14 protein-coding genes and 1 CRISPR repeat array are annotated in these 12,828 nt (G+C 45.6%); of the genes, 4 read left to right on the forward strand and 10 right to left on the reverse strand.

The features are described 5' to 3' along the window. Positions 1-5 precede the first annotated feature (5 nt). Positions 6-365: direct repeats of the CRISPR family, unit length 30 nt; unit sequence ATTTCAATTCCTGTATGGTGCGATTAAGGG. Positions 366-579: 214 nt separating this feature from the next. The 9 genes from cas2 to GL182_RS02985 all read right to left on the reverse strand — a co-directional run bounded on the left by cas2 (position 580) and on the right by GL182_RS02985 (position 8,805). Continuing rightward, the gene (gene cas2, locus GL182_RS02945; protein WP_163378054.1) at positions 580-843 is read right to left on the reverse strand and encodes a CRISPR-associated endonuclease Cas2; all 264 of its coding nucleotides are present in this window, start codon (positions 841-843) and stop codon (positions 580-582) included. Between the two features lie 84 nt (positions 844-927). After that, positions 928-1,875 (reverse strand): type I-B CRISPR-associated endonuclease Cas1b, encoded by a 948-nt coding sequence (cas1b, locus tag GL182_RS02950; RefSeq protein WP_240469543.1) that lies wholly within the window; start codon positions 1,873-1,875, stop codon positions 928-930. 69 nt (positions 1,876-1,944) lie between these two features. Further along, entirely contained in the window at positions 1,945-2,103 is a 159-nt protein-coding gene (locus GL182_RS02955; RefSeq protein WP_163378056.1) for a hypothetical protein, read from the reverse strand. 20 nt (positions 2,104-2,123) lie between these two features. Then, positions 2,124-2,648: a CRISPR-associated protein Cas4 gene (gene cas4, locus GL182_RS02960; RefSeq protein ID WP_163378057.1), complete on the reverse strand. Its 525-nt coding sequence runs from the start codon at positions 2,646-2,648 to the stop codon at positions 2,124-2,126. Positions 2,649-3,572: 924 nt separating this feature from the next. Beyond that, positions 3,573-4,250 (reverse strand): plasmid pRiA4b ORF-3 family protein, encoded by a 678-nt coding sequence (locus GL182_RS02965; protein WP_163378058.1) that lies wholly within the window; start codon positions 4,248-4,250, stop codon positions 3,573-3,575. 107 nt (positions 4,251-4,357) lie between these two features. After that, positions 4,358-4,729, reverse strand: coding sequence for a VOC family protein (locus GL182_RS02970; protein ID WP_163378511.1), 372 nt, complete (start codon positions 4,727-4,729; stop codon positions 4,358-4,360). 123 nt (positions 4,730-4,852) lie between these two features. Continuing rightward, a complete protein-coding gene (locus tag GL182_RS02975) occupies positions 4,853-6,214 on the reverse strand; it encodes an enolase C-terminal domain-like protein (RefSeq protein WP_410492705.1) in 1,362 nt (453 codons plus the stop codon). A gap of 41 nt (positions 6,215-6,255) precedes the next feature. Continuing rightward, positions 6,256-7,521 (reverse strand): galactonate dehydratase, encoded by a 1,266-nt coding sequence (gene dgoD / locus GL182_RS02980; protein WP_163378059.1) that lies wholly within the window; start codon positions 7,519-7,521, stop codon positions 6,256-6,258. Between the two features lie 45 nt (positions 7,522-7,566). Next, complete coding sequence (locus GL182_RS02985; RefSeq protein WP_163378060.1) at positions 7,567-8,805, reverse strand: mandelate racemase/muconate lactonizing enzyme family protein; 1,239 nt, start codon at positions 8,803-8,805, stop codon at positions 7,567-7,569. A 320-nt stretch (positions 8,806-9,125) separates the two neighbouring features. Between GL182_RS02985 and GL182_RS02990 the strand changes: the two genes are divergently transcribed. Beyond that, positions 9,126-9,311 carry a hypothetical protein gene (locus GL182_RS02990; protein WP_163378061.1) on the forward strand — a complete coding sequence of 62 codons (186 nt, stop codon included), beginning with the start codon at positions 9,126-9,128 and terminating at the stop codon, positions 9,309-9,311. A gap of 136 nt (positions 9,312-9,447) precedes the next feature. Further along, a complete protein-coding gene (locus tag GL182_RS02995) occupies positions 9,448-10,065 on the forward strand; it encodes a DUF4142 domain-containing protein (protein ID WP_163378062.1) in 618 nt (205 codons plus the stop codon). Between the two features lie 113 nt (positions 10,066-10,178). Here GL182_RS02995 and GL182_RS03000 read toward each other — a convergent pair whose 3' ends face one another. Continuing rightward, the gene (locus GL182_RS03000) at positions 10,179-10,865 is read right to left on the reverse strand and encodes a hypothetical protein (RefSeq protein ID WP_163378063.1); all 687 of its coding nucleotides are present in this window, start codon (positions 10,863-10,865) and stop codon (positions 10,179-10,181) included. A gap of 213 nt (positions 10,866-11,078) precedes the next feature. On the opposite strand from GL182_RS03000, the gene GL182_RS03005 reads away from it, so the two are divergent. Both GL182_RS03005 and GL182_RS03010 read left to right on the forward strand, forming a co-directional pair. Continuing rightward, entirely contained in the window at positions 11,079-12,338 is a 1,260-nt protein-coding gene (locus tag GL182_RS03005) for a serpin family protein (protein ID WP_240469545.1), read from the forward strand. A gap of 170 nt (positions 12,339-12,508) precedes the next feature. Then, positions 12,509-12,793 carry a hypothetical protein gene (locus GL182_RS03010; protein WP_163378064.1) on the forward strand — a complete coding sequence of 95 codons (285 nt, stop codon included), beginning with the start codon at positions 12,509-12,511 and terminating at the stop codon, positions 12,791-12,793. Positions 12,794-12,828: the final 35 nt, after the last annotated feature.

Raw genomic sequence — 12,828 nt, forward strand, 5'->3', positions numbered from 1 at the left:
GGAATATTTCAATTCCTGTATGGTGCGATTAAGGGATAGGAAGAGATATTTATGGTGTTAGTAGTTCCGTAATTTCAATTCCTGTATGGTGCGATTAAGGGGCCTTCAATTCATTCCCTTCCAGTCCTGTTAATTGTATTTCAATTCCTGTATGGTGCGATTAAGGGTCAGCCATTGCCCTCAATATCTTTGCAAGTAGCTTTATTTCAATTCCTGTATGGTGCGATTAAGGGATTAATAGGCTGATCGAAGGGCTGCCTGATAATGATATTTCAATTCCTGTATGGTGCGATTAAGGGGGCGGTTAATCAGTTTGGTAAACTTGGAATAGCAGAATTTCAATTCCTGTATGGTGCGATTAAGGGCCGTCGGCCTGCAAACAAAAATAGGCCAAATTCTTGTAAAATAAAGGCTTTTCTCTTTGGTTTTTTGCACGGAGATTGTCGATGCCCAATAACAGGATTTTTCCCTGTATTCGACAACCAGCCGCTAAGGCTTGAATCCGGGATTATTGGGTCCTGGGTAGGGGTAAATTCCGTAAAATTTCCACAGTGTCCCATTGATCGACAACCAAAACCCCTAAATAAACGTGTCCAGGTCATTTTTGTCCTGGCCGATGATTTCCTTTTCCAACCACTTCTGCTCCCGGCTCTTAAAAATAATTAAACTGTCGTCTTCTTCCTTCATAAACAACCTGGCCTGACTGATAAGTTCTTTCAACTTTACTTCTGTGATTTCTCCCTCAAACACGGAGTTCTGGATCCAATTCAAGTATTGCCGGCAGAGCTTTAACATCTTGCCAACCCGCTTTTCGCCAATGTCGTAAACCAGAATGATGTACATGCTAATGAGTTAATGTGTGATTTGTTCATCCAAGATGGAATGCAATCCCATCCCCCTATTTGGTTACACCCCAATAAGATTTGCTCACCACCAAACTTTAAATGGCTGATAGGTTTCCATTCCCAGCAAATGCTTGCTCAGTTTGTAGCACTCCAGCTTCACCAAATGCTTGTAACTTACTTGTTTTTTCAAGGTCCTGTGTTTGATGGTTTCATTCAGCCGTTCTTCAAACGCCCGGATAAAGGCTTTTTTGCCGCTTTCCTTCAAAATGACCTTATTGACATGAAAATCAAAGTCCTTGGATTTGACTTCCCTTTTGTTCAATACCCGGAAAATGGTGCGATCCACCAGAATGGGCTTGAATATCTCTGCCAGGTCCAGTGCCAGAGAGTACCTTCTGTATCCTGGTTCATGCAGAAAGCTGATGGTAGGATTGAGCTGGGTATGGTAAATCTGATCCAGGCAAAGTGTATAGCACATCATGTTGCCGAAGGAAATCAGCGCGTTTACCTCATTCATGGGGGGCTGCTTGCTCCGACCTTCCGTGGCATGGTCTTTCAGGATCAGGTCAAAGGCCCGGTAATATTCCTGCCGAATATTGCCCTCTACCCCCATCAAAGCAGGAATATCCGCAGCAGCATCTATAAGCATACCGAACTGGGAAATTTTCTTCAGGGAGTCTTCCAGGTCTTTGCCCCGGTTTTGGTAGTACTTCAGGTTTTTACTGATATTAAAGGAAGCTCCCTCTACAAATTTTTTGGCGATTTTCAATCTACTCTCCAATTGGGAATAGTGCATGGTTTGTTGGATCTTCATTTTTCCGGCCAGCAGGTATTCTTTTGGCTGAAAACTGCCCGTGTAATGCTCGTAATAATCAAAAAAATGCACGCTGATGCCCGCTTTTCCCAGAAAATTATACAAGGCCGAATTGGCGTCCAGGCTGCCAAAGCAATACAGGTCCGAGACGCCCTCCACAGGGATGTACTTGGGTGTGCTTTCTTTTCCCGCATCATCGACCGGAGTGAATTTCAATGTGAAATCCTTTCGACTGAGCCGCCCTGGGTTGAAGAGGTAGTAGGTTTTTTTCAATTTATCGGATAGCTAAAAATCAGATTTTCGATCCATGACATCAACCAATTTTTCATTGCTTTTTTGTTCAGCCGTTTCCAATTGATAGGTCGCCTGTTCACCTTTGATCAAATCCAATATTTGGTGTACGAGGTTTTGATCTGTCGTGCTGATAGTGATCTTGGTTTCCATTCTTTTTTTGGTTCAATATACTAAATTAACTCATTATCGGCACTTTCGGTTGCATAACAGAAGTCAAAATAGCTGCAGGAGCGGCAGATGCTTTTTTTCTCCAAAGAGGGACAGTTTTCCTGGGAAATAAGTGCTTTCACTTCCTGTACCCAACCTTGCACCAGCGTTTGATCCCCTTCTTCCCATTCCACAATTTGAGTTTGCCTCATTTTGGGGTATTCGAGTAGCGCACTGGCCCCTTCGATTCCATTTTTTGACAAAATATACAGGTAATACTTAACCTGAGCGATATGTGCCTGTTCGACCTTATCGGTTTTCTTGACTTCGTGAATGACTTTGTTTTTGGCATCGTAAAAGTCGATTTTGATACCATCCAGTTCCAGTTCAGTATATTTTTTCGAACGGTCGGGATAGCTGGTTTCTCCAATGAGTTTGCCTTCGGCTACAATATCCGAAGTATGCTCCATCCGTATGCCATGGGCAAAGAGCCAGAGTTTGCGGTGGCAGGTGTGCAGGTAGGCGATATGGGTGCCTGTGATGTTCAATTTTTACATTGAACTAAGGCATTGTGAATACCAGGAAGTTTGGCCTTATGCATGTGGGTTAATGGTATTTTCGCTCTGAATCTGGCTTATTAAAGTTGTTGTAGCCACCTCATTAATAGGGTGTCATGAAGGCGGTAGTGGTCTTTCTGATAAACAACAAACTCTTTTTTTACAAGTAACTGTAGGGCTGTACTTACTGAGCTGGCAGCACCAAGGCTATATTTGGCAATAAATTCCTGGGCCGTGGGGGAGGATACGATTTCTTGCGAGGCGATCGCTTTCAAGGTCCTCCACTGAAAATCAGTTAACAATTGCTAAACTGCTCCTCCAGCCAGGCCAACTCCGTTTTCCTGTTGCAGAAGTAGGCCGGACTGTGGTAACCGCTAAGGACAAATGGATTGGAAGGCTTTCTTATGTTTCGTGATGTGCGTTACGTAATCTACGTAAAGCAGGTTATGAAATAACCAACAGAAACCCAGTGAAATTATATGAGTTTTTTTAAATTTTGTATGGGCCAGCTTCCGGGGAAATCAATCTTTACTATGGAATTACAAAAACTGAAGTATTGTCAATCAGTACTTTGGCATTTACGATATACCCAAAATTAACATCCCGCTTCATTTCCAGACGTATCTCCGTAGGCTTCAGATAAAAAGCTTGGAAATCTTCTTTTAAATGAGGGTATTTCTTGAGAGTTTTTTCCTGGAAATCCAGTTTAAGACAGTCCCTCGTAATTTGGTGGAGTTGGTCGAACATTGGAATTCACCTTATTGATTTTATGGAAAAGAAATAAGAGTAGGGTAATTAATTCCAGTATAAGAATGAAATCAATATGTAATTCGGTTACATGTGACATGCGAGAAATGATCCGTTTTACTTGTTTAATTTACCTAACCAAATTCCGCATTATACTCCTCCTTTCTTTCAATTAAAAAAATCCACCCAACCCTCCTCAAACGATTGCCGGGTATCACGGCTCCATTCCCTGGAGTGAAAATAGGCTTTTAATGTTTCATTTATTGGAGCTATGGCCACTTTTTCCAACTCATAAGGGGTTTTCATGTCAAGCCCCAGCCATTCCCGGTAGGAACGGTATTCCGGATGTTTTTTATTGTCAATGGCATCACAAAATTCCTGATAACCCCATGGTCCGCCTACATCTTCCGGAGGACACTTACCAAAGGTATCAAGGCAAACGGGGAATCCCTCAAAATGCATAAGCTCCTTTTTGGTAGGTTTTAAAAGGCTGATCTTATGCCACCAATCATCCCCGAAATCATACCAGTACCAAAGGTTTTTTCTTCCCAGCGTTTCCATGAAATCTCTTTTAAGCTGGATCCTGTGCGCTTCAAACTCATTCGGAGGCAGTTCCTCAAAACCATCGATTTCTCCAAAGCTGGCAATAAGTTTAGGTCGCTGCCGGGTGTCTATAAATTGAAAAAGGTGACTAAATGTCCAGCCCATTGCAATTTGAAGGACGCCGTGAAGTTGCATCATGTTGATGTAACCGGGAACCAATAGTTTTCTGTAAACCCCATGGGGCATGTTTTCAAGCTGAATACCCAGTTTGATGGGGTTTAGGTGAATGTTTGAGGAAGACATAGATCTTTTAAGTTACCGCAAGGTAGCCGACAATTCGAAATTACCAACCAAATTTGAAAAGTTAGATAATACGGGCGGGCATGGCTGTTTGCCTGCCGAACAAACCACTAAACATGCTGATCAATAAGGATCGCATTGCCATCCGGATCGGTCAGGACGATGCTGGCAGGTCCGCTGGACGTATCGTTTGCTTCCTGATCCAAACGGAGGCCCTTTTCCTTTAACCTGGCCTGGATTTCCCGCACATCTTCAAAATCAGCCAGTGTTTTTGCGTCCGCATCCCACCCCGGGTTGAAGGTCAGGATATTGTTTTCAAACATCCCTTCAAACAAGCCGATTAGGCTGGCTTCATTTTTCATGATGAGGTATTTCTTTTCGAGGTCTCCAGCAAATACGGAAAACCCCAACTTTTCATAAAATTGTTTGGAAGCCCTGATGTCCTTGACACTGAGACTAACGGAAAATGCACCTAGTTTCATCATTTCGTGTTTAGGTTTATGATTTTGTTATCCTTTCATTTTATGAGTTTTCACATGATAGGGCAAAGATTGAAGAAAAAAGATTGAAAAAGAGACCCAATCTCCCTTCAATCTCCCCTCAATCTAAGGCCGTATAATCGTTCCGTCAAACTTTCTTACCGTCCAGTTGGAGCGGGTATGCATGGGGTATTTGGCTGCCAGCTCCTCGTTGATGTCTACTCCCAGCCCCGGAGCTTCGTTTACCCACATGTAGCCGTCTTTCATGGTCGGTGAACCAGGGAAAATTTCCCGGGACAGGTCGGAAATGCGTGCGGCTTCCTGAATGCCAAAATTCCATACCGCCAGATCAATGTGCGCATTGGCGGCATGCCCTACGGGCGAAACATCCCCAGGGCCATGCCAGGCAGTTTTGATCCCGTAAAATTCCCCCAGTCGCGCTACCTTCATGGCCGGACTGATGCCTCCGATTTGGGAGATGTGGATGCGGATATAATCAAACATCCTGTTGGTGATTGGCTCCTTGAATTCATTGATATTATTGAAGAGCTCGCCCATGGCCAGTGGTACGGTGGTAGCTTCCCGCAAGGCCTGAAACCACTCCATTTGCTCCGGAGAAAAGGGGTCTTCTATAAAAAAGGGATGATAAGGTTCCGTACTTTTGACCACCCGAATGGCATCCATGGGTTCCAGTCGCTCGTGGATATCGTGCAGCAATTCCACTTCTTCACCACATTGCCTCCGCACGGTTTCAAAAAGCTTCGGTACATCCCGGATGTATTTGCCCTGATCCATGTACTGGTCGCTTTCCCGCCCATAACTTTGTTTTTTGAAATCCGGCTCTCCGGTAAGCCCGGTTCCACCATAGCCTCCCTGCTGGATACGTACATAGCGGTAGCCTTCCTCCATGTATCCGGATACCTGATCGGCGGCAGCTTCGGGGGTATTGCCACTGGCATGGGTATAACAGGGAACAGCGAAACGAGATTTCCCGCCCAGCAGCTGGTAAACGGGCATGTTGGCCCTTTTGCCTTTGATGTCCCAAAGGGCCTGATCCAGGCCACTGATGGCATTGTTCAGGACAGGGCCGTTGCGCCAGTAGGAACTGACAAAGGCTGATTGCCACATGTCTTCAATATTGTCTACGTCCTTGCCCACGCAGAAATCCTGCAAGTATTTTTCAATTGCTGTAATAACAGCAAAGGCCCGCTGCGTAAAGGTGGCGCATCCCAGGCCGTATAAGCCGGGTTCAGATGTTTCCACCTTTACCACAATGAGATTGGAGCCACTGGGAGCAGTGCCTATGGCTTTGACATTGGTAATTTTCAAAGGGGGTAACCCGTTCAGGTAAGCGGGTGTCTCTTTTTCTGTTTTGGCCAGTGCCGCATTGCCATTGTACAAGCCGAAGAGGCCCGACATGGCACCCAACCCAATTCCTTTGAGTAATTTTCTTCTGGAGTTATTCGTTTCTGTAGGCATATTTTTCATGTTTTGGTTTGAAGCTTATGGAAATATAAAGGAGAATTGGCTCACCAATCCACTACCGATCCATCACGTGGATCATAGGTTTCAGGATTGGTCCAGTCATGGCCGATCTTATCCTGCAAGGCATCTTCATCCAGTTCTATCCCCAACCCCGGTCCTTCAGGAATCAAAAGGGTGCCGTCTGCCTGCAATTTGAATGGGTTTTTCAGATAGCCCTCTCCCAGAGAAACCTGCTCCTGCACCAGGAAATTGGGTATGCTGGCTGCCAGGTGCAGGCCGCAGGCCAGGGAAATCGGTCCCATGGGATTGTGAGGGGCGATGGCCGCATAGTAGGCCTCTGCCATGCCGGCAATCAGTCGTCCTTCTGTCAAACCACCTGCATGACAAAGATCTGGCTGTAAGATGCTGGCGGCGCCCTTTTCCAACAATTCCCTGAAGCCCCATTTGGTGAAGATTCGTTCGCCGGTGGCAATAGGCAGGTGAGTGCTACGGGCAATGTCCACCAATACATCTACATTCTGGGCCTGGCAGGGCTCTTCGATAAACATCGGCTGGTATTGCTCCAGTTCTTTGATGAGTAGTTTGGCCGTTTGTGGGGATATGGCCCCGTGAAAATCAATGCCAATATCCATTTCCGGTCCGCTCGCTTCCCTGAGGGAGGCAAAATTGTCTGCGGCATGTTGGATGAATGCCGGGTTTTCAACGATTCTGGCAGGTTGCTTTTTGGCCACTCCTGTTTTGATGACCATATAACCCTCTGCTTTCCGTGCTTTCATGTCCTGGGCATTGCTGGCCCGCCCGTAAATCCTCACCCGATCCCGGGTAGGACCTCCAAAAAGCTCATAGACCGGAACTCCCAGCAGTTTACCCTTAATATCCCACAAGGCCTGGTCTATGCCGCTGAGGGCGGAGGTTAGGATAGGGCCGCCTCTGTAAAATGCATGCCGGTAAATGGCCTGCCAATGGTGTACCACCCGCCGGGGATCTTTACCAATAAGGTAGGGTTCAATTTCCTTGATGGCCGTCTGTATGGTCAGGGCCCGGCCTTCCAGTAAGGGCTCTCCCAGACCGACAACTCCGGCATCGGTATGGATTTTTAGAAATATCCACCTGGGCTTGACCAGAAAGGTCTCCAGTTTGGTAATCCTCACCTCGTTTTTTCTCAGGTTCTGTGGATCGGGCTGCTGCGCATAGGAGGATAAGGGTAGCATCAGGCCGGTTCCAGCCAGCCCCAGAACAGATTGAATGGCGGCCCTTCGGGATAGAGGTGCAGAAGATTTTTTGGTTTTTTTCTTGACTTGACTTGGCATAGGGCTGGGTTTATTTGGGATTAAATGGTCTGGATGTTTTTTAAATTACCAATTATGAATGGCTCCATCCGGGCTTTTGAGATAGGGATGTGTAAACTCCGTATTTTTGGTGACCTCAAATAGGAAGTCTGCCTTCTTCGGATCAAAAGTGACCCCCAATCCGGGTCTGTCGTTGAGGTGCACCTTTCCTTCTCTGAAATCAATGAAGTCTTGATTAAAATAGGCAGGTTTTTCAGGCTCTCCGCCGGCCAGTTCTATCATGCAGCGGGTGGGACTGGAGGAGCCCAGCACATGCACCAGGGCTGCCGTAGAAAGCGGGCCGGTAAAGTGGGGGATGATGCCCACGTAATGTGTTTCGCCAATGGCAATGATTTTTTTTAGCTCTGTGATGCCCCCGGTATTGGGAAGGGTCACCCGGCTGTAGTCGATCAGGTGGTTTTCCATCAGTACATTGCTGTCCCAGCGGTCGCCAAATTGCTCCCCTACAGCAATAGGTACTTTGGTCTGGTTTCGGATGGTCCGGTATACCTCTGGATTCTCTGATCGGATGATGTCTTCTACAAAATAGGGTTCCAATTCTTCCAGGGCATCACAGATCTTGATGGCTTCCGGCGTGTCGAAGCGCGTGTGCAAGTCTACTGCCCAGTTGCCGTTGCCTCCCACTGCCTTGTCCAGCTGCTGACAAAGGGCGATGGTTTTTTTGCTGTGCTCGTAAAAATCAAAGGGCATATCTCCGTTTCCTCCGGTAGGGCCGATGCGGTAGCACCTGAGCCCCGCTTCCAGGCAGTCCTGCGCCCTTCCTTCCATGGTGCTGGCATTTGAATTTCGGAATCCTGTGGCATAACATTCCACATAGTTTCGGGTTTTGCCCCCCAATAAGTCATAGACAGGTACATCAAGTGCCTTGCCTTTCAGGTCCCAAAGCGCCATTTCAATGGCGCCCAAGCCGTGAAGTTTTTCTTTTCCGGGCGGGTAAAACATGCCCCGGTACAGGTACTGCCACAGGTGTTCGATACGGAAGGGGTCTTCCCCAATCAACATTTCCGCACACTGCCTTACCATATCAGGAGTACCCCCTTCTCCTATACCGATCAGCCCCGAATCGGTCTCTACTTCTACGATGCCCCTTGCCTGGTTAAACAGGGGTTTGTTGTAGCCTGGCGCAGCATGGTAGCGGATTTTATTGATTTTAAAATCGGAACGGGCATGGGATGCAAAGGGGTATCCCGCAAATGCCGCCATGGTGCCCAGGGATCCCAGTTTCAAAAATTGTCTTCGTTGCATGAGTTATTTTGGTAGGTACTGGAGATTTTTTTTATAATCTTCTAATAAATCCTGAAAAATGCAAATTCAATGTGGTAAATGGAAAGTTTTCGGCGCAAACGGATCGTCTGGTACCAATCAGTACTTGCCAACTAAATCTGGTTGACCCATCGGGATAAGGAATTAATCGTTTCATCCCGATTATTTAATCTGGTATAATATTCGAACTAGATGACTAACTGTTAAATTTATAATAAAATCAAAACAAAATATAATTATTTTGAATTAATAATGTTAAAATTTGTATTCTATAAATGTCAAAAAAACATGACAAACTTATCATGAAAAAATTCTGGAAGAAAGCGGCTAATTCTGATAAAGGAGTGTTAGCCAGGTTAAATGACAAATCTGAGGAAAAGAAAAAGGTAGTGCCCACAAGCAAGAAAAAGGGAATCCTTTCCAAGATGAATGATAATCCGGATCAAGATAAGGAAGTATCAGGCAAAAAGAGATGGTGGTCCCGGTAAAACTGCCCCGGAAAATAGGAGCAGGAGCATTTGTCAGTATTGATGGGGAAACAGAACCAAAATCCCCTTTGATACCAGATTAAAAAACGGCAAACATTTGAAAATTGAATTAATAACTAAACCAATTAAAAGTGTAATGAAAAATCCCATAGATTTTAAATCAGTCTTTGTTCAATCCTTATGGATGGCGGGACTAATAGTGGCAGTATCTGCTTGTTCTGATAATAAAACGGTAGATTCAAACGAGGTGACAAACCAGGAAGAAGTCAATACAGTGCCTACTAGTGATCATACCATCGTGGTAATCGAAAATGACAATGACTCGACATTTTTAAGGAAAGCGGCAGAAATGCAAATGGAAATGATCAACTTCGGAAAATTGGCTCAGGAAAAGGGCGATTCGCCTGAGGTAAAAGAATTCGGTAGGGTAATGGAAGCAGAAAACACCAAATCCCAGACTGAAATCAATGCGCTGGCCCAATCAAAATCGATGTCCTTGCCAGGCTCAGCCACAGACGATTCCATGGAGGCTTACAATGATCTTAATGAAGAAACAGGAAATGATTTTGGCAGGAGCTATAGCGATAGAATGGTTGATCAGCATGAAGACGCAATCAAGTTATTTGAAAACGCAGCGAATGATTCCGAAGATCCTGAAATCAAAGCCTGGGCTACTGAAAAGCTCCCAATCCTAAGAGTCCAACTGAAACAAGCGGAGGACTGTAAAGAGCAGAGTGATAACAAAACCTCTTAATTGCATTGGAAAAAGCATAGAACTGTATCAATTCATGTGCAACAGACCCCGTTTGTTGCACATTTTTTATGGGCTTAGGCCACAAAAAAAGGTTTGTATCTCCAGATTTTCACTTAAAACAAATATTTAACTCCCAGCGATGGTTGAATCATGTTAAACGCTGACCTTTTTGGCGCCAGCAGTAATTCTCCCTGCTCGCTGTAGGTAGCACTTTCCCTGCTCAGGTAATTAATTTTCCCCGAATGCACATAATTTGCCTTTAACTCAATAAAAGTATCCCTGCTGGAATTTACCGCAACCATTACTCCTGCACCTGCCTGCAGCATCAAGGCCCAATCGTAGTGCTCCGTCCCGGAGGCTATGGGATCGGCCAACCTGTTTTCCCGGATGCGTGACCTGGTGAAAGTATGGATTGCCCCAATCTGCCCTTCCAAAAAGGGACGGAATTTCCAATTCAAATCGGGCATTAACCTGACTACTCCCATGAGGTTGACAAAATTGTTGTTCCTTCTGATCCGGAAGCGTTGGTTGACTCCGGGGAAAATATCCTTTCTTCTGGTCACCGCCGTTCCATAGCGCCCATACCCGAGTTCTGCACCAATGAAAAGTGGGGTGCCTTTTATGCTATGCAAGCCGCTGGCACTCCATTCCGGAATAACACTTATCCCTGACTCCCTTTCAAATGCCCCGGTGGGAATACCTGATTTCAGATGGATGCCACCCAATAATTGCTGCGCATTCCCGTTCAGAATGGTAAAGGAGGTGGAGAGGAGGACGAGGAAGAGCAGCCGAACTTTCATGGTTGACAATGGTTTAGAGAAGAGGTTTTATTTCATAAACTATACGAATAGATTAGATGATTGGTTTTTTTAAAAATAAGCGCTGATCAAATTCCTGATTGACAGTTAATACCCGATAGGCACTACAGCTGTATGTAAATCATAAAAACTATAGTCGGACTTGTCGCATTTTCGTGCTTTTCTACGTATGGCCAGAGAAACCAAACCCGGCAGATGATGAACAGACAACCCAACCTGACTTGTGCCCTTTTTTATTTATTCTTGTTAGGCTCCTGTGACTGGATCGGTGGCGAAGGGGAACCCGCGACACCCAACCTCCGGGTGCTGCAGGCAGAAGAGCAGGAAATGGTCGTGTCCAGTTCCCGCTTTGCCATGGACCTGTTCCATCAGCTCCAGAAATCCGAAGATGTCAATCAGTTTTTCAGCCCTTACAGCATCCATCAGGCCCTTTCCATGGCCATAAACGGCAACGAAGGAGAAGTGTTGGAGGAGTTCATCCAGGTATTAAGGTATGGGGGTATGGGAGTGGAAGAAGCCAACGAAGCAGCCCAGTCCCTGACCAAATTTTTACTGGAGCTGGACCCTAAAGTCAGGCTGTCTATAGCCAATGCCATTTGGTACAAGCAGGAATGGGAAGTCCATCCGGAGTTTGAAGAAACGGTACGCAACAGTTTCGGTGCAGAAGTGGTTGGATTGGACATGGGCAATCCCCAATCGGTCAATGTGATCAACAATTGGATTGAACAAAACACTGAAGGCCTGATCAAAGACATGTTGGATGCTATTCCAGCCAATGCCGCAATGTACCTGGTCAATCCCATCTACTTCAAGGCAGATTGGAAGTACCGCTTCAATGCATCCAATACCCGAGAAGCACCTTTTCATGTCAGCCCAGGGGATGAAGTGGCAGTGGACATGATGCGAATGGAAGAAGCAGCATCGATGAGGTATTTCAGTGATGGCGGACTGGAATATCTCGAAATACCTTACAGCACCGGACAGTATAATATGGGCGTGATCATTTCGGACGAATTTGACCTGGATGATAAGCTGCAGGACTTTTCCTTTGAAGACCTGGAATACTGGAGGGAAAATGCGACCGAAGCCAATTTTATTCTGCAGATGCCCAAATTTAAGCTACGGTACAAGATGGAGAAAATGAATGAAGACCTGATGGCATTGGGCCTGGAAAAACCCTTTTATCCGAGTCCCATGAACTTTACCAAACTCTTTGCCCATCCCACAGACCCCATGTACATCAGCAGGGTCATCCATGATGCGCTGATTGAAGTGGATGAAAGGGGAAGCGAGGCCCCAGCAGCCACCATCGTGGAAGTGAGTTACACTTCTGTAGGACCCCATCAACCCAGGGTATTCGCCTTGGACAAACCCTTTGTTTTCTTAATCCAGGACAAGCACAGCGGGGCCATTCTTTTTATGGGAAAACTGGGTGATCCTTCTCTGTTGAATTAAATCAGGGATTAACTTAAATGCTGAGATCATAAAGTTGGCCTGATATTTTTTTAAAGCGGGGCCAAATCATTCAGGGTTGGTGGTAAAAGGTTATCTACCAAACTTAACATAGGTCAATGCAGGGATCAATGGGCATCCTTTATTTTGTATCCAACTAAATGGAAAATAAAATGATGCATATTAAATTCAATACCGGAAGTTTATCTTATTGGCCAGCTATAAGTGCTGTCCTTTGGCTTTTGATCTCCTTTTCTTTGGGTACGGGGATGTACGATTGGTTCCTCCATCAGCGGCACCTGGATTGGCATGAGCAGCTTGACTTTATCATGCTCAACGGGTTGACTGATGCAGTAGGATTTTTCTTGGTCTGGTTATTTTTAAGGTGGATGGCTGAAAAACTGATGAATAAATCCATCGAATTAACAGTGAAGCCTTCGGAGTCTGGGGAAAAGTAGGCCTTTCAAATAAATATTGCCTTCGTGATTCCTGC

Source organism: Cyclobacterium sp. SYSU L10401, assembly GCF_010993705.1.
In the GTDB taxonomy this organism is placed as follows: domain Bacteria; phylum Bacteroidota; class Bacteroidia; order Cytophagales; family Cyclobacteriaceae; genus Cyclobacterium.

Coding starts and splice junctions, on each gene's coding strand:
- cas2 (WP_163378054.1), bottom strand. CDS start 843: ATGTACATCATTCTGGTTTACGACATTGGCGAAAAGCGGGTTGGCAAG.
- GL182_RS02955 (WP_163378056.1), bottom strand. CDS start 2,103: ATGGAAACCAAGATCACTATCAGCACGACAGATCAAAACCTCGTACAC.
- GL182_RS02965 (WP_163378058.1), bottom strand. CDS start 4,250: ATGTCTTCCTCAAACATTCACCTAAACCCCATCAAACTGGGTATTCAG.
- GL182_RS02970 (WP_163378511.1), bottom strand. CDS start 4,729: ATGAAACTAGGTGCATTTTCCGTTAGTCTCAGTGTCAAGGACATCAGG.
- GL182_RS02975 (WP_410492705.1), bottom strand. CDS start 6,214: ATGAAAAATATGCCTACAGAAACGAATAACTCCAGAAGAAAATTACTC.
- dgoD (WP_163378059.1), bottom strand. CDS start 7,521: ATGCCAAGTCAAGTCAAGAAAAAAACCAAAAAATCTTCTGCACCTCTA.
- GL182_RS02985 (WP_163378060.1), bottom strand. CDS start 8,805: ATGCAACGAAGACAATTTTTGAAACTGGGATCCCTGGGCACCATGGCG.
- GL182_RS02990 (WP_163378061.1), top strand. CDS start 9,126: ATGAAAAAATTCTGGAAGAAAGCGGCTAATTCTGATAAAGGAGTGTTA.
- GL182_RS02995 (WP_163378062.1), top strand. CDS start 9,448: ATGAAAAATCCCATAGATTTTAAATCAGTCTTTGTTCAATCCTTATGG.
- GL182_RS03000 (WP_163378063.1), bottom strand. CDS start 10,865: ATGAAAGTTCGGCTGCTCTTCCTCGTCCTCCTCTCCACCTCCTTTACC.
- GL182_RS03005 (WP_240469545.1), top strand. CDS start 11,079: ATGATGAACAGACAACCCAACCTGACTTGTGCCCTTTTTTATTTATTC.
- GL182_RS03010 (WP_163378064.1), top strand. CDS start 12,509: ATGATGCATATTAAATTCAATACCGGAAGTTTATCTTATTGGCCAGCT.